Consider the following 16,464-nt stretch of genomic DNA (forward strand, 5'->3'; position numbering starts at 1 on the left):
TATAAAAAAACGCAGTCCTATACGGACTACGTTCCTCATCTAGCCTATGCTGTTTTTTTCACAGCAATCATACTTCCCACTATGTAAGCGATAAACGCAAAGCAAATTGGGAAGACAACTGTATGTATACCGAACGGATTTGGGTAGAAAAGATGAATACACATATATGAGCCTACCCCAACTAAAATGGAAGCGAGCGCTCCAGTTGCATTCCCTTTTCTCCAATATAACCCTAAGACGATCGGCCAAATGAATGCTGCCTCTAATCCACCGAAAGAAAATAAATTTAACCATATTAAAAAATCTGGTGGTTTAATCGCCGCTGCATAAACGAGCAGTCCTACAATACCCGTAATCCACAAACTTCCTTTTTTTATCGTACTGTCTGCTGCATCTTTATTTATGTAATTTACATATATATCTTTAATAATCGATGAACTTACAAGTAACAATAGCGAATTTACTGTAGACATAATTGCTGCCATTGGTGCCGCTAAGAAAACGCCAGCTAGCCAAGGCGGCAACACTTCCATCGCGAGTAGCGGCATGACTTTATCTGGTACCGTTATACCAGGAAGTACTACTCGTGCAAATACACCCGTTAAATGCATCCCGATCATAATTGTACCAACGACAACCGTTCCAATGATTAGAGCTTGATGCATAGCTTTTGAATTTTTATAAGACATAGCACGCACACTAATTTGTGGTAAACCGACAACGCCAATTCCAATTAAAATCCAAAACGATGTAACATATGATTTCGTTAAACTACCATCTGCTCCGAATGGTGTAATTAAATTCGGATTGATTTGAACAAGTTCCTGCATAATCTTTTCAATTCCACCACCAGCAATAACAGTAGCAACTAAAATGATTGTCGTTCCAACTAACATAATGATACCTAATAACGTATCTGATAACGCAACTGCGCGGAACCCACCAATTAATACGTACACAAGTACAGAAAAAGTAAATAAAAATAGTGCTGTTGTATAAGATAGACCTGTTAGCGACTCAATTAATCGTCCACCGCCGACCCACTGGGCTACTGTTGCTGAAAATAAAAAGATAATAATACATAACGCCGAAAGTATAACAACCGCTTTATTATTGTATCTTCCTTTTAAATAATCGATAAGCGTAATTGCTTCCATCTTCCTAGCAATAATTGCAAACTTTTTACCGATAACCGTTAAAACGATATACCCTGTTACAACTTGAATCGCAGATAATAATACCCATCCAAGTCCCATATTGTAAGCAATACCAGGGCCACCAATGAAACTACTTGCACTACCGTACGTAGCAATCATTGTCATCGCTAATAATAAACCGCCAAGCTCACGTCCACCAAGAAAATATTCTTGCAAAAATTTATTATGAGCAGTCGCTTGTACGCGTCTTGAAGCATATATACCAATTAAAAATACAACGATAAACGAAATTATCATTGGAATGATTACATACCAATTCATCTATTATTCCTCACTTTTTTTCTTCCTCATCGAGTGAAATATCTTGAAATACAAAACGAACAACTAAACTAAGCAAAATAACCATTACGACAAATCCAACAATACAACTATAAAAAAACCATGCTGGAAAACCGAATACATATGTATATTCACTTGGATTTTCACTACCAAGCCCATAAGCAAATCCGTACCATATTATAAAATTGATAATAGCAAGTCCAAGACCAATTAACGCTTCTCTATGGGCAATTCGAAAGCGTGGATCATCATGATAATTCTTCATTTTCTCCCTCCTCTCACGATGTATTATTGTACCATTGTTCTTCTAGTTTTTCCTACTAGAAAGCAAAAACAAGCAGGATTTTTTATAATTATATAGAAGACTCTCTTATATTACATATTTTTTACAATTGTAACACAAATGAAATTTGAATTTTCAGTAATTGTTAATTATGATTTTAATTAGAGGCTTTCCATCTAGTTCCTACATCCTTGATTTCGGAATAAACGCCGTCTCGTACTGCGTTTACATTATATTTTCAAGGGGGTTATACAATGAGTCAACTAGCTGTAAATCTTCATGAAAAGGTAGAAAAGTTTCTTCAAGGCACGAAAAAGTTATATGTGAATGGATCTTTCGTTGAAAGCGCTTCCGGTAAAACATTTAAAACGCCTAACCCTGCAACTGGCGAAACACTTGCCATCGTTTCTGAAGCTGGTCGCGAAGATATTCATAAAGCTGTAGTCGCAGCTCGCATGGCTTTTGACGAAGGCCCTTGGTCTCGCATGAGCACTGCTGAACGAAGCCGCCTTATGTACAAGCTTGCCGATTTAATGGAAGAACATAAAGAAGAGCTTGCACAGCTCGAAACGTTAGATAATGGAAAGCCAATCCGTGAAACAATGGCAGCAGACATACCACTTGCAATTGAGCATATGCGCTATTATGCTGGCTGGGCGACGAAAATCGTTGGTCAAACAATTCCTGTTTCCGGTGATTACTTTAACTATACACGCCATGAAGCTGTTGGTGTCGTTGGTCAAATTATCCCTTGGAACTTCCCGCTTCTTATGGCAATGTGGAAAATGGGAGCGGCGCTTGCTACAGGATGTACAATCGTTTTAAAACCTGCAGAACAAACTCCACTATCCGCTCTATACTTAGCTGAATTAATTGAAGAAGCTGGATTCCCGAAAGGTGTTATTAATATCGTTCCTGGATTCGGTGAATCAGCTGGACAAGCTCTCGTTAATCATCCACTCGTTGATAAAATTGCATTTACTGGTTCTACTCCAGTTGGCAAACAAATTATGAGACAAGCATCCGAATCATTAAAACGTGTTACTTTAGAACTTGGTGGTAAATCACCAAATATTATTTTACCAGACGCCGACTTATCTCGCGCTATTCCTGGTGCACTTTCTGGTGTTATGTTTAACCAAGGACAAGTATGCTCTGCTGGATCACGCTTATTTATTCCGAAGAAAATGTATGATAATGTCATGGCTGATCTCGTCCTTTATTCTAAAAAATTAAATCAAGGTGCTGGTCTAAGTCCAGAAACTACAATCGGTCCTCTCGTTTCCGAAGAACAACAAAAACGTGTAATGGGCTTCATTGAAAAAGGGATTGAAGAAGGCGCTGAAGTACTTTGTGGAGGAAGTAATCCATTTGATCAAGGCTACTTCGTTTCTCCTACAGTATTCGCCGACGTCAATGATGAGATGACAATCGCAAAAGAAGAAATTTTCGGTCCAGTTATTTCTGCAATACCGTTTAACGATATTGATGAAGTAATTGAACGTGCGAATAAATCACAATTTGGCTTGGCAGCTGGTGTATGGACAGAAAATGTTAAGACAGCACACTATGTTGCAAGTAAAGTACGCGCAGGTACAGTATGGGTAAACTGTTATAACGTCTTTGATGCAGCATCTCCATTTGGAGGGTTTAAACAATCTGGTCTTGGCCGTGAAATGGGATCTTATGCATTAAATAACTATACAGAAGTGAAGAGCGTTTGGTTAAACTTAAATTAAATCGAAAGAACCTGATCCACTCGGTCAGGTTCTTTTCATTATGTATTCCTTTAAACTTGCAGCCCTCCGCTCACATTTAATACTTCTCCTGTAATATAGGATGCGTATTCTGACGCTAAAAAGGCCGCCGCGTTCGCAATATCTTCTGGCGTTCCAATTCTACCAACCGGAATTGCTCCAACCATTTTTTCTTTTACTTTATCTGGTATTGTTTTTGTCATATCCGTATCCATAAATCCTGGACAAATTGCATTACAAGTAATACCGAAGCTTCCAACTTCTTTCGCTGCTGTTTTCGTTAAACCGACAACGCCAGCTTTCGTTGCCGCATAATTTGCTTGTCCAATATTCCCTTCTCTACTTATTGAAGAAATATTAATAATGCGCCCATATTGTTGTTGTCTCATATAAAGAAGAGCTGGCTGCATACAATAAAAAACGCCAGTTAAGTTTACTTGTAATACTTGTTCCCAAGCTGATTTCTCCATCTTATGTAACATTGCATCTTTTGTAATTCCAGCGTTATTTACTAAAATATGCAGTGTCCCAAATTTTTGAACTGCATACTCAATTAATGATTTCGCTTCATTTTGATTACTTACATCACATCGATATAAGCTTACTTCATATCCTTCGTCCGATAATTCACGTGTCGTTTTTTGTAGTTTTTCTTCATTTACATCACTAATTAAAACTTTAGCCCCAAGCCTAGCAAAAACTCGTGCAATTTCTTTTCCAATTCCTTGGGCGCCACCTGTTACAACAGCTGTTTTCCCATTTAAAAATCCCATCCCTATCCCCCATTTCTATTACTTATACTGTATATTTCGGCTTTTTGCTTTCCAAATCCTCTTTGTATAAAAAAGTCTATTTGTGTCAAACTAACTTTGCAACGTCGCATAAAGTGAAACTTTAATCAGTGGGAAGTTTGTTCATCCCCCACTGATTATCAGCCCTCACCAATCGGGCATTTACGGGCAGTTAATCTCCCACCTAGCTTCTTTGTTCCATCTGAATTTTGAGGTGGGAGTTTTACTACCCGCTATGCGGGATAAAGTGCAAGGAGATTGTGTCGAATGAACAAAAAAAATTTCAAACAAAGCAAAGCCACTGATGGTATTGATGTTGAGTTCTCTCGTGAACTCGCTGACCACAACGACTTAGAAGCAAACGCACGTGCAAATGCCGCTGATGCACGTCAAAAACGCCATTCAACAGAAAAATAAGGGTAAATCATAACCTTATTCTTTTCAACAGGGACCTACTACCCAACAAAATAAACCGAGAAACATCTCTCGGTTTATTTTTTATATTTTTTTGCATAATGCGCTAAAGTAAGTAACGGATATATATGAGCGTAGCTATGGTAATGAATATAAAACCCACCTGGTAAAGCTGTTCCAGTAGGGTATTTTTCATTTACATAAGGATTCGCAAGCAAATATGAAATACCTTTTCGAATAGCCGGTGTTTCTTTATCATAGTAAGAAATAAGAGCATCTAAAGCCCATGCTGTTTGCGATGGTGTACTAAATGGTAAAGTAGCAAATCTTTTTTCCACACTACTTTGACAAGATTCTCCCCAGCCACCATCTTCATGCTGTATATGTTCAAGCCATAAAGTTGCTCGTTTTAAAGAAGGGTGAGCAGAAGTAATTCCTAACGCCCGTAAGCCAGTCATCACTGCCCATGTACCATATATATAACAAATGCCCCATTTTCCATACCACGATCCATTTTCCTCCTGTTCATTCATTAACCAGTTGATTGCACTTTGTTTTTGTTTCTCGGGCAATTCATTTTGCGTATATGTCCCAAAAAACTCTAACACTCTGCCTGTAATATCTGGTGTAGAAGGATCCGTAATCATATCGCTTGCGTTTTCGATTGGTAAATTCGCTAATAACTTGCTTGTCACGCCTTTTTCAAATGCTCCCCAACCACCATCATTATTTTGTAATCCTTTAATCCAATTCGTCCCTTTCTTCCAAGCATCATCCACATTTCCGTTCCCTCTACTTTGTGCCAATGCTCTTAACACAGCTGTTGTATCATCAACATCAGGAACTGTCGTATTCACATCAGAAAAACCCCAACCGCCCGGAATAAGCGCGGGCGCATGCACACTCCAATCAGCTTCTTTCTTATGTTGTTTTTTTAATAAATATGCTGACGCATTTTGAACCATTTTACTTTCTTTCGAAACACGAGCCTCTTGCAACGCATAACTAAGTAATGCTGTATCCCATACAGTTGACGGGGAATTTTGTAAATGGTTCCCTCTTTCCATCTTCCATATATAAGATGTTATCCCCGTTATAGCCTTTTGAATCATTGGCGATTGAATAGAATGTCCTAGCGCAAGTAAAGCATAAATCATATAAAACGAAGCACTTGCGTAACTATATAACGTTCCATTCTCATCGATACGCTCTTTCATAAAACGTTCTACTTCCTCATTTCCTTTATGATGTAAGGAAAGCGGATAAGATATAATTTGTTTCACATTACCTAATAATGTTTGAAACATTGGAGATTGCTCCTCCCGAAACCATTCTCCGCCCCCGCCCGCAATATGATTTAAATTAGGCAGTAACTTTTTCCCTACACGAAACCTTTTATTTAAACACAACATCATCGGAATTAAATGGATACGTGCCGAACTACTTAATTCAAATATACTGAGGGGGGAATCATTTTGCAGAAACATAATCGGTGTTGGCAAATGAAAGAGCGAAGGATATTCATACTCTCCATGAATTGCCAATAAAAACTTCGTCATAAAATGAGCACGCGCCACTCCCCCACGTTCTGTAATAAACATTTCCGCTCGCTTCATATTCACATCTTCTTTTGTATACTTTTTCGAAGCAAGTAGGGCAGCATAAGATTGAATGGTAGCAGATAAATTGCCCCCCATTTCATCATTATACAATTTCCATGTCCCTTCATTCGTTTGGAGTGAAGCTAATCTTTTTACAAACGGTTCTACCTCTTTATCTCTACCTAATAATTTTAATAAAAATATCATATGGCAATCAGTTAATGGTGCTCCTTCAAAACAGAATCTCCACGTACCATCTTGCCTTTGCATCGTTTGAAGTGCAGTTGTCCTTCTCGCTATTTCTTCATGCACTTTTTCATATAATAACAAGGCATTCACCTACCCTTTCGAAATCCGTATAACGATATTCAAAAAAGCAACCGAATATGTGTAAAAACAAAGAAAAGCAGAACACATATTATGTTCTGCTCATAAGCAATATCCCACTCCGACAATAACCCCTAATAAAGCACCGACTACTACTTCATACGGTGTATGTCCGACAAGCTCATTTAACTTCTTATATTCTGTTTGTTTACCATGAAAAAATTCATTCAATATTTTCGCTTGTTTACTTACCGCAAGCCTTACTCCTGAAGCGTCATACATAACAATGATTGCAAAGATTGCAGCCACTGCAAATATGGTACTTTCCACACCTTCCACAACTCCAACACCTGTCGCAAGCGCTGTAACAGTTGAAGCATGAGAACTTGGCATCCCACCTGAAGCAAAAAATTTTGCAAAATCAAATTCACCCGTTTTAACTAATTTAAAGACTACTTTTGTTAACTGTGCTATAAACCACGAAATTACAGCAGCCATCAGCGGATCATTATGTAAAATTGTTTCCATGTTCTCAGCTCCCTACTAGCTATAATGGAAATTCTATATAGTATCAGTATAAAGAAAAATGCGTAGAAAATACTACGCATTAAGATACTTTTGCTGATTTATTTTTTATAAATTTCGGTTGTTTCTGCACTAAAAACTTTGTCTTCGCTATTGAAAATACAAATAAAGCAACCCATATACAGAAAAATGCCATCATATGAGTAGATGTAAAATGTTCACCAAATACAAATACACCTAAAATTAAACTAATCGTTGGCGCAATATATTGTAAAAAGCCTACCATATAAAGCGGAATAAGTTGTGCTCCTTTTGCAAAATAAAATAGTGGTAGCGCTGTAACAATACCTGCTCCTATTAAAAGTAACGTCGATAGCATTGAAATAGCTCCAAATGAACCGAAACCATGTACCCCTGTCATAACGAGATAAATGAGCGCAAACGGCGTCACTAACATCGTTTCCATCGTAAGCCCAATCGTCGCATCATAGTTTAACAATTTTTTCGTTAATCCGTATAATCCAAATGAAAAGGCAAGTGATAAAGAAACCCATGGAATGGATCCAAAACGTATTGTTAAAATGATAACCCCTACTCCAGCTAAACCTACTGCAACATATTGCCAAAAGTTTAACTTTTCCTTTAATACGACTGTACCAAGTAAAATACTAATAAGTGGATTAATATAATACCCAAGACTCGCTTCAATGACATGATTATGATTAACGGCCCATATGTAGACAAACCAGTTCCCACTAATCAAAATTGAAGCAATTGTTAATGACATTAATAATTTAGGTCGTTTAAAAAGATTCACAAACTCCCCAACAAACTGACGAAATCTCTTCGTAACAGCTAATACGATTAACATAAAAACGAACGCCCAAACAATGCGGTGTGCTAATATTTCATCTGCTGGAACTTCCTCAACCCATTTCCAATAAATCGGTAGGATTCCCCACATCGTATAAGCACCAGCCGCATATATAATCCCTTTTTTTTGCTGTGCTGATTGACTCCCCATCTTCCTTTTTCTCCTCTTCTCATTTTTTCTCCATTATACGGTTTCATATGCTCACTTTACCAATAATCAATCTGTAATTCTTTCGACATTTCTCATATAGCGAAAAATAAACATACCGTTATTACAACAAGTAACGGTATGCCGAAAACAAATTTCTTTTTATGCGTTTTATGGTGAAACATATACATACCGATCCAAGCTCCAACAGCTCCTCCAGCTGCCGCTGATAAAAACAACGTGCTTTCTGGCGTTCTCCACTGTTTCTTCTTTGCTTTTCGCTTATCAAGCCCCATAAGGCTAAAAGCTATAACATTAATAATAATAAAATAAATCCATTTCATTGCTTTCTCTCCCTATGAAAAATTCGCTTAATGGTAACATGAAAAAACGATAGAAACAACTGAAGAACACTTTTTAGCAAACTAGTTTCATTCCTTTATTTTAATTGATTATCTTTACATTTATATAATCAATATAAAGCGCGATTACAGCTATTAAAAAGAAAGATGTTATGAACAGAACTTTATATTTCACTTCCTTCACCCACCACAACCACATCATCAAAAAAACTTCTCTCAATCTCTTTCTCATCAAAATGAAGAACAACAATTAACCCTACATATAAAGAAACGAAATTCAAAAACCATTCCCCATTATCATCTTGCTTAGCTAAACATTTAAATATCTCTTGAAATTGCATACGTTCATCAGAAGCAACGATCGGACGCACACCAAAATATTTCAACACAAGATTTAACTTAAGATTTATAGATAAAGACAAACTATATTTTAAGAGCTCTGTATAATTTGTAACATTTTTTTCGCTATACAGTTTCACAAGCATTTGATGTAAAGTAGGAATCGATAATTCTACGTCAGTCACTTTTGTTGTTTCTATCGTTTCAATCATCTTTTTCATACCCATCACATTCACCCCTTCTGAAAAAACTTTAAAGCCAGAGAGTATCTAATTCATAATGTGCAATAATTGTGCATTTCTCTTCTCTCGTTCTTCTTCACTGACTAAGTCATACTTTTTTAATAAATGAAAAATGTCGTTTAATATTTCCTGCGAATGTTTATTTTGCAAAAATCCATTCAAATCTTTGAAAAGAATTTCAGATAAAAAATCCTTTTGACTTTCAAGCTTATTCATTACATCTTCAATAGAATGATCAATATTACATACCATATTAAACTTCCTCCTCTATCCTCTATAAATAATATCTTCTGCTAATGCAGTAAATACTTCTCCAACGAGAGAGTCTTCATCATATACAGATGAATCGTTATTTTCTTCACGTTTTGCAAAAGGTATTTGTGCAATTACTTCTGTTTGCAATTGTTCTGCTAACATTTCGCCGCCCCCTTTTCCGAAGAGATAATTTTTCGATCCATCTTGCTCTTCGTAATAAGCCATATTTTCCACAATTCCTACAATCTCGTGTTTTGTATGTTTTGCCATTTCGCCTACTCTAGAAGCTACAAATGAAGCTACATTGTGCGGCGTTGTAACGATAATTTCTTTCGCCTGTGGGATCATCGCTGCAACATCAATGGCAACATCTCCTGTACCAGGTGGTAAATCGAGAAGTAAATAATCTAAATCTCCCCAGTGTGTATTCGCAAGGAAGTTTTGAATCCATTTATTTAACATCGGTCCACGCCACATGACTGGATTATTTCCTTCTGTAAAAAATCCCATTGACATAATTTTAACACCGTGACTAACGACTGGAATTGCTGTTTGATCAATCATTGTTGGTTTTTGATTCGTTTCCATCATAGCCGGAATGCTAAAACCATATATGTCTGCATCTAAAATCCCAACCTTTTTACCCATTCTAGCTAAGGCAGTAGCAAGATTAATTGTCACCGTTGATTTTCCGACTCCGCCTTTCCCACTCGTTACAGTAATAAAATGTACACCTGAATCATGACGGAGCATGCTTGGCATACCTGTTTCTGTTCTACTATTTTTCTTTAATTTTTCTGTTAGCATAGCTCTTTCTTCTTGTGTCATCGAACCAAATGTTACATCCACTTTAGATGCACCAATTGCGTGAAGGGACTCTTCCACATCTTGTTGAATTTTCGCCTTTAACGGACACCCTTGAATGGTTAACACTACTTCAAGCTTAACCTCTGTTCCATGTATTTGTACATTTCTAACCATATTTAATTCTACAACACTTTTGTGTAACTCTGGATCCTCTACATGTTGTAATGCGTTCATTATTTGTTCTTGAGTAAGCATAGAGCTCATCCCTTCTCTTATTCTAATTTATATATAGCATCTTCTTATTACTTCAACTGATGAAAGTTTCCATCTATTTTTTAATGTCTTTAATAGTCATCGTTGCGAGAAAGCATTATTATCCCCCACTTACAGGCGGGATTAATGCGACGATATCTCCAGCTTTTATCATCTCTTCATTCGTTACAAACTCTTCATTAATTGCAACCATTACTGTACCCAAAGATTGCAAATGATAACTATCTTTCAACCATTCATTTAATTGTCCAACAGTCATTTCTTTTTTTTCTGAAATTATTAATTGATCCGATCCGACTTCCTCACGCAAATTTGCAAACAGTAAAATTGTAATCATTTTCTCATTCTTCCTTCTTCGGTTTTCCTTCTGGATATGATGTATTTTCAAGTTGATCTCCAATCCACATCGTTCCACCTTCCCAAAATTCTTTTTTCCAAATTGGAACGATGCGTTTTATGCGTTCAATCGCGTACTCATTCGCTTCATAAGCTACTTTACGATGCGGTGATGAAACTGCAATAACTACCGCAATATCCATTATTTCCAGCCGCCCTACACGGTGCGTAATGGCTACTTGTGCGTCCGGCCATTTCCCGTTAATTTCCTCACCAATTCTTGTAAGTTGTTTTACTGCCATCGGTTTATATGCTTCATACTTTAAATGTAGCGTTCGTTTTCCTTTTGTTAATTCTCTCACCGTACCAATAAATGTTGTAATCGCACCCGCTTCTCTTCTTGCGACTTTATTCGTTACTTCTTCCACTAAAATTGGTTTTTCTACAATCTCAAATAGTGATTGCCCCATTAGAAACACCTCTCTTATAAAATGTCCAAGGCCATTCACTACCTTCGTTATCTTCTAATAAAAGAACATCGACAAACATTTCTTTTTTATATCCTCTTGTCCCGCCTGGCAATACGATAAAAGCGTTCGATTCTGCTAATGAAGAAACCGAGCTAGACTTATCAAATCCTGATGGATATGCAATTAATTGCCCTTCATTACATGTCAGTTTTGCTCGTACAAATCTTGTAAATGGATTTGGTTTCAGAAAATCTTTTCCTAATAATGCTTTTTCTCTTTTCAAATGCGCTTTTTCACTAAACATATACGCACGAATACATGGTCTTACAAACAACTCAAATCCTACATAACATGCTGATGGATTTCCTGATAAACCAAATAATAGCTTGCCATTTAATTGTGCTACAGTCGTTACACTTCCTGGTCGCATTGCAACCTTATTGAAAAGAACGGATGCACCTAACCTTTCATATATAGCTGGTAAATAATCGTAATCTCCTACTGATACACCGCCCGTTGTAATGAGCATATCTACTTGACTTAACGCATCTTTCACAGCTGTAAAACACGTATCAAAATCATCACTAAACTTCCCAAAGTATTTTACTCTTCCGCCCACTCTTCGAATTTGAGACAGTATCATGTACGTATTACTATTTCGAATTTTCCCTGGCTCTAACGACTCATTTACATCAAGTAATTCACTACCAGTCGCTAATAGTCCAATTACTGGCTTTTTCGCAACTGGCACTTCACTATAACCGAATGTAGCAAGAAGAGCTGAAATACCTGGATTAATGTACGATCCTTTCTTTGCAAGAACCGTTCCTTTACGAGCATCTTCACCTTAAAAAGAAATATTATCACCCGTTTTGAATGAGCGTTTCACTTCCATATAATCGTTCCCATTATCCTCATATTGACGAGTCAGTTCTAACATAACAACCGCATCACAACCATTTGGAATTTGTGCTCCTGTCATAATTCGAACTGCTTGAAACGAACCTACTTTCTCATCAAATAGTGATCCTGCGCCAATTTCACCAACTACTTCAAATACAATTGGCGTTTCATAACTTGCTAAATTCGTATCTTCTGCTCTAATAGCAAACCCATCATACGGTGAACGATTGAATGAAGGTACGTCATGATCAGCTACTAAATCCTCCGCTAATATACGTCCGTAAGCTAATTCAATAGGTAGTAGCTCTTTTAAGCCATTGTTAACAAATCCCATCACTTTTCGAATAGCTTCTGCAACCGTAATTGGCACTCTTCTTCCCATTATTGACAACCCTTTCTATTAACCGAATAAGCGATAATATAGTTGTTTCGCTTTTGGAATTTCGTTTGTACCATGAATGAACACACGACCATCTTGAAAAATAACGACGCGATAATCCTCTAATTGACAAGATAGTAAATATGGATTCCGCTCTACTTCCCCAAGTTTTTTTAATACTTTTTCTACGTCATCAAAATTGTATTGCCTATTTTCTATTGATCTTATTTGAACTGTATTTCTTCCGCATAAAACAGCTACCTTCGTTTGGTTTTCGTATGATAAATAAGGATAAGCTCGATTTAAACCGCACGATGGACAATCGTCCGTTTTTATTTTTCCTGGTTTTATAAAATGATTTTGATTACTCCATATATCAAACATGAAAAACGTCTTTCTAATTACTGAGTAATCTTCCACTAAAATTTTGAGTGCTTCTGCCACTTGATATGCCGCAACGATTTGAACAGCTGGACTAATAATCCCAGCCGTGTCGCACGTCACACCTATAACGGGAACATTCTTCAGTACACAATGTAAACACGGCATTTTTTGCGGAATAATCGTATAACTCATACCGTACGATCCAACACAAGATCCATATACCCACGGAATATTATGTTTTTGTGATAAATCATTTATGATAAATCGAATATCAAAATTATCTGTAGCATCAATGATTACATCGACATTTTCTAATAGCCCTTCCATGTTTTCTACACTTGCATCCATTATGAAAGCATGTATTTGTACTTCTGAATTAATTTGTTCCAACCGTTTTTTAGCAGCAATTGCTTTCGGGATTTTCCCTCTTGCATCTTCTTCAGAGTAAAGTTGTTGTCTTTGTAAATTACTCCACTCTACGTAATCACGATCAATAATTGTCAACTTACCAATACCTGCACGCACGAGACTTTCTGCACTTGTACTTCCTAATGCACCTGCTCCTACAATTAACACATGCTTATTCCGAATTTTTTCTTGCCCTTTACTCCCGATTGGTTTGAACAACTGTTGCCGAGAATACCGCTCCTCCATTGCATACCCTTCCTTTCAAGAAATCTATTTCACATTAGAGTCTTGTTTTTGATAACAAGCAAAGTAAGCAAACCCTACAAATCCAGCTCCTCCAATGACATTTCCGATAAAAACAGGAACAAAGTTTTTAGCAAGGTCCAGCCACGTCAGATGACCTGCAAAAATAACCGCTGATATGACAAACATATTTGCTACTACTTGTTGAAATCCAATCACTACAAATGCCATAATTGGAATCCAAATCCCAATTATCTTTCCGACAAAATCACTCGTCCCGTAAGCGAGCCAAAGAGCAAGACAAACGAGCCAATTACAACCAATCGCCAAAATTAAAGTTCTCCCAAACGATTCGTGTAACTTCCCTTCCGCTATCGCTAACGTTTTATTTAAATAATCCCCCTCTGTTAATCCGCCAAGATGTCCAAAGCAATACGCAACGAAAATTGCACCAACAAAGTTCATTACAGTAATCCAAGCCCAATTATTCAGTACACTTATCAATGTAATTTTCTTTGCATAAAGCGCCATAGACAGTGACATCATATTTCCTGTAATCAATTCTCCTCCTGCTAACACTACGAGCATAAGCCCAATAGGAAACACTGCTCCTCCTAAAACATTCACTAAACTTCCCCAATGCTCCGGCAAATTACCTAAAACTCGAATGTTAAGTAAAAATCCTAATGATATAAATGCTCCTCCTAAAAAACCGAGAATAAGCATTGCTGGCAGCGTCTGGCTTACTTTTTGAACACCGGCCTCGATTACGAGTTCAGCAATTTGTTCCGGTTTATGAAATGCCATTACCAATTCCTCCATTTTCTCCAAATAAAAAAGCAGCTTCAAAAAACCTCCTGAAAATAAAGGTTTTTGAATGCTGCTTAATGTCTCTGCACATCTTTTACAGAGAGATCAATCATCACTTTTACTATGAAATAGAAAGTCCACATCTCTTGCACACTTTCCATTTTCCACTATTATGTCAGCCTTATATATTAACCACCGATATGTGACATTTCAATTTTAGGCATTGTTTTCTTATTAGTATGACTTAAGCGTTCGTCTGAATATCGATCTTCTCGATTATTCCAAATGTCGTGAATTACATCTGTAATTTCCTCATCCGTATCCCCCGACCGAAGCAATGCTCTCAAATCATTTCCTTTAGAAGCAAATAAACAAGTATACAATTTTCCTTCTGCAGAAATGCGAGCTCTCGTACATGATGAGCAGAAAGAATCAGTTACAGATGAAATGATACCTATTTCCTCATCACTGCCTATATAACGGTACCTAGTAGCTACTTCACCTGGATAATTTGCTTCTATCCGTTCTAACGGCATAACCTCACGAATTGTATTTACTATTTCTTGTTTGGAAATAACTTCACCTAACTCCCAACCGTTATAATTTCCAACGTCCATATACTCAATAAAACGAAGAATATGCTTATTTTCCTTAAAGTATTGCGCCATCTGCAAGATGTCCTGTTCGTTTTTCCCCTTTTGAACGACCATGTTTATTTTAATTTTCATACCAACTTCAGCCGCAGCCTGTATACCTTCAAGAACCCTTTGCACTTTGCTTCTATTACCATTTAAATAGAAAAATCGCTCTTCTTCTAATGAATCCAGACTAACTGTCACACGTGATAACCCCGCTTTATATAAATCAGGCGCAAACTTTTTAAGTAACGATCCATTTGTTGTTAAACCGATATCCTCCACACCATCTATTTTATTAAGCCGCTCAATAAGCTCTGGAAGCCCTCTTCGAAGTAACGGCTCTCCGCCTGTAATCCGTAACTTTCTCACACCTAAAGAAACGAAAATACGTGTTATCCTTTCAATCTCATCAAAAGATAAAATTTTATCATTAGACAAAAACGAATAATCAGGACCAAATATTTCTTCTGGCATACAATATCGACAGCGAAAATTACAGCGATCAGTAACTGAAATACGTAAATCCTTTAACGGACGATGCAATTTGTCTAATGTAATTGATTTCATCTTCCTTGCCTCACTTTTACTTATTTTATATTTAAAATACGTTCTGGATGCGTATATATATTTAAAGACTGATTACGAATAAACCCTATCGTAGTAATGCCTAACTCTTCCGCTAACTGCAAAGCTAATTCAGTTGGCGCTGATTTTGATAGTATAATTTCACAGCCGATTTTTGCAACTTTCAATAATATTTCTGAAGAAATACGACCACTAAAAACAATGATTTTATCTTTTATAGAAATATTATTTTTTAAACAATAACCGTAAATTTTATCTAGCGCATTATGCCTACCAATATCCATTCGGCCTAAAATAATACCATTTACATCACATAAAGCTGCGTTATGCACTCCGCCAGTATGTCGAAATGTATCCGCAGATTGCTGCATTTCATTCATTAGACGAAAACAATCTTCGACAGCAACCTTTACATGGACACCATTCATTTTCTTTACGCTTAATGCATCATTTGCAAAAACAAACCCTTGCCTACTCATACCACAGCACGAAGTAATATAACGTTTATTTTGCATTTGTTCGTAATACGGGTTTATTTTTGTTGTCGTCACATGTACAAATCCTTCTTTCTCCTGTACCCATATGTCATCAATATCTTCATACTTCCGAATGATTCCTTCAGATGCTAAGAAGCCTATTACCATATCTTCTATATATTCTGGAGTACTAACCATTGTAACAAACTCCTGTCCGTTCATTTTAATTGTGACTGGAAACTCTGTTACAATGCTGTCCTCTATATGCTTAAACGCCCCTTGTTCATAACGGAACACTTCTCTTTCTACCTGTATCGGTTTCACGATCAGCATCCTTCT

18 protein-coding genes and 1 pseudogene are annotated in these 16,464 nt (G+C 36.9%); 2 read left to right on the forward strand and 17 right to left on the reverse strand.

What is annotated here, in order from left to right:
* Positions 1-44 precede the first annotated feature (44 nt).
* Entirely contained in the window at positions 45-1,478 is a 1,434-nt protein-coding gene (gene panF / locus JDS95_RS01810; RefSeq protein WP_001104810.1) for a sodium/pantothenate symporter, read from the reverse strand.
* A gap of 10 nt (positions 1,479-1,488) precedes the next feature.
* Positions 1,489-1,761, reverse strand: coding sequence for a YhdT family protein (locus tag JDS95_RS01815; RefSeq protein WP_199690188.1), 273 nt, complete (start codon positions 1,759-1,761; stop codon positions 1,489-1,491).
* A 272-nt stretch (positions 1,762-2,033) separates the two neighbouring features.
* Here JDS95_RS01815 and dhaS point away from each other — a divergent pair, with 272 nt between their 5' ends.
* Positions 2,034-3,518, forward strand: a complete 1,485-nt coding sequence (gene dhaS, locus JDS95_RS01820; RefSeq protein ID WP_000080298.1) for an aldehyde dehydrogenase DhaS — start codon at positions 2,034-2,036, stop codon at positions 3,516-3,518.
* 50 nt (positions 3,519-3,568) lie between these two features.
* Here dhaS and fabG read toward each other — a convergent pair whose 3' ends face one another.
* On the reverse strand, positions 3,569-4,309 hold the full coding sequence (gene fabG, locus JDS95_RS01825; protein WP_000506443.1) for a 3-oxoacyl-ACP reductase FabG: 741 nt from the start codon (positions 4,307-4,309) through the stop codon (positions 3,569-3,571).
* A gap of 285 nt (positions 4,310-4,594) precedes the next feature.
* Between fabG and JDS95_RS01830 the strand changes: the two genes are divergently transcribed.
* A complete protein-coding gene (locus JDS95_RS01830) occupies positions 4,595-4,744 on the forward strand; it encodes a YfhD family protein (RefSeq protein ID WP_001035812.1) in 150 nt (49 codons plus the stop codon).
* 74 nt (positions 4,745-4,818) lie between these two features.
* Here the strand turns inward: JDS95_RS01830 and JDS95_RS01835 are convergent, their stop codons facing one another.
* The 14 genes and pseudogenes from JDS95_RS01835 to fdhD all read right to left on the reverse strand — a co-directional run bounded on the left by JDS95_RS01835 (position 4,819) and on the right by fdhD (position 16,449).
* Positions 4,819-6,672: a terpene cyclase/mutase family protein gene (locus JDS95_RS01835; RefSeq protein WP_000928161.1), complete on the reverse strand. Its 1,854-nt coding sequence runs from the start codon at positions 6,670-6,672 to the stop codon at positions 4,819-4,821.
* Positions 6,673-6,771: 99 nt separating this feature from the next.
* Positions 6,772-7,197 (reverse strand): divergent PAP2 family protein, encoded by a 426-nt coding sequence (locus JDS95_RS01840; RefSeq protein ID WP_000447810.1) that lies wholly within the window; start codon positions 7,195-7,197, stop codon positions 6,772-6,774.
* Between the two features lie 79 nt (positions 7,198-7,276).
* Positions 7,277-8,218: an EamA family transporter RarD gene (gene rarD, locus JDS95_RS01845; RefSeq protein WP_000535548.1), complete on the reverse strand. Its 942-nt coding sequence runs from the start codon at positions 8,216-8,218 to the stop codon at positions 7,277-7,279.
* A gap of 92 nt (positions 8,219-8,310) precedes the next feature.
* A complete protein-coding gene (locus tag JDS95_RS01850; RefSeq protein ID WP_000871326.1) occupies positions 8,311-8,559 on the reverse strand; it encodes a DUF1294 domain-containing protein in 249 nt (82 codons plus the stop codon).
* A gap of 182 nt (positions 8,560-8,741) precedes the next feature.
* Positions 8,742-9,143 (reverse strand): hypothetical protein, encoded by a 402-nt coding sequence (locus JDS95_RS01855; protein WP_199690189.1) that lies wholly within the window; start codon positions 9,141-9,143, stop codon positions 8,742-8,744.
* Positions 9,144-9,185: 42 nt separating this feature from the next.
* Positions 9,186-9,410: a hypothetical protein gene (locus JDS95_RS01860; RefSeq protein ID WP_000227055.1), complete on the reverse strand. Its 225-nt coding sequence runs from the start codon at positions 9,408-9,410 to the stop codon at positions 9,186-9,188.
* 15 nt (positions 9,411-9,425) lie between these two features.
* On the reverse strand, positions 9,426-10,475 hold the full coding sequence (locus JDS95_RS01865) for a P-loop NTPase (protein ID WP_000957521.1): 1,050 nt from the start codon (positions 10,473-10,475) through the stop codon (positions 9,426-9,428).
* 118 nt (positions 10,476-10,593) lie between these two features.
* A complete protein-coding gene (moaD, locus tag JDS95_RS01870; protein ID WP_000628492.1) occupies positions 10,594-10,830 on the reverse strand; it encodes a molybdopterin converting factor subunit 1 in 237 nt (78 codons plus the stop codon).
* Positions 10,831-10,834: 4 nt separating this feature from the next.
* Positions 10,835-11,299 (reverse strand): molybdenum cofactor biosynthesis protein MoaE, encoded by a 465-nt coding sequence (locus tag JDS95_RS01875; RefSeq protein WP_000531611.1) that lies wholly within the window; start codon positions 11,297-11,299, stop codon positions 10,835-10,837.
* Positions 11,280-12,584: pseudogene (locus JDS95_RS01880) on the reverse strand (molybdopterin molybdotransferase MoeA). The gene JDS95_RS01875 and the pseudogene JDS95_RS01880 overlap by 20 nt, the downstream one beginning before the upstream one ends.
* 18 nt (positions 12,585-12,602) lie before the next feature.
* Positions 12,603-13,619, reverse strand: coding sequence for a molybdopterin-synthase adenylyltransferase MoeB (locus JDS95_RS01885; protein ID WP_000392756.1), 1,017 nt, complete (start codon positions 13,617-13,619; stop codon positions 12,603-12,605).
* A gap of 24 nt (positions 13,620-13,643) precedes the next feature.
* A complete protein-coding gene (locus JDS95_RS01890) occupies positions 13,644-14,423 on the reverse strand; it encodes a formate channel (RefSeq protein ID WP_000863999.1) in 780 nt (259 codons plus the stop codon).
* 191 nt (positions 14,424-14,614) lie between these two features.
* Positions 14,615-15,631, reverse strand: coding sequence for a GTP 3',8-cyclase MoaA (moaA, locus tag JDS95_RS01895; RefSeq protein ID WP_144467326.1), 1,017 nt, complete (start codon positions 15,629-15,631; stop codon positions 14,615-14,617).
* A 20-nt stretch (positions 15,632-15,651) separates the two neighbouring features.
* Positions 15,652-16,449, reverse strand: coding sequence for a formate dehydrogenase accessory sulfurtransferase FdhD (gene fdhD, locus JDS95_RS01900; protein ID WP_000802696.1), 798 nt, complete (start codon positions 16,447-16,449; stop codon positions 15,652-15,654).
* Positions 16,450-16,464 lie beyond the last annotated feature (15 nt).

It is taken from the genome of Bacillus cereus group sp. N24, assembly GCF_016483345.1.
Taxonomy (GTDB): Bacteria; Bacillota; Bacilli; order Bacillales; family Bacillaceae_G; genus Bacillus_A; species Bacillus_A toyonensis.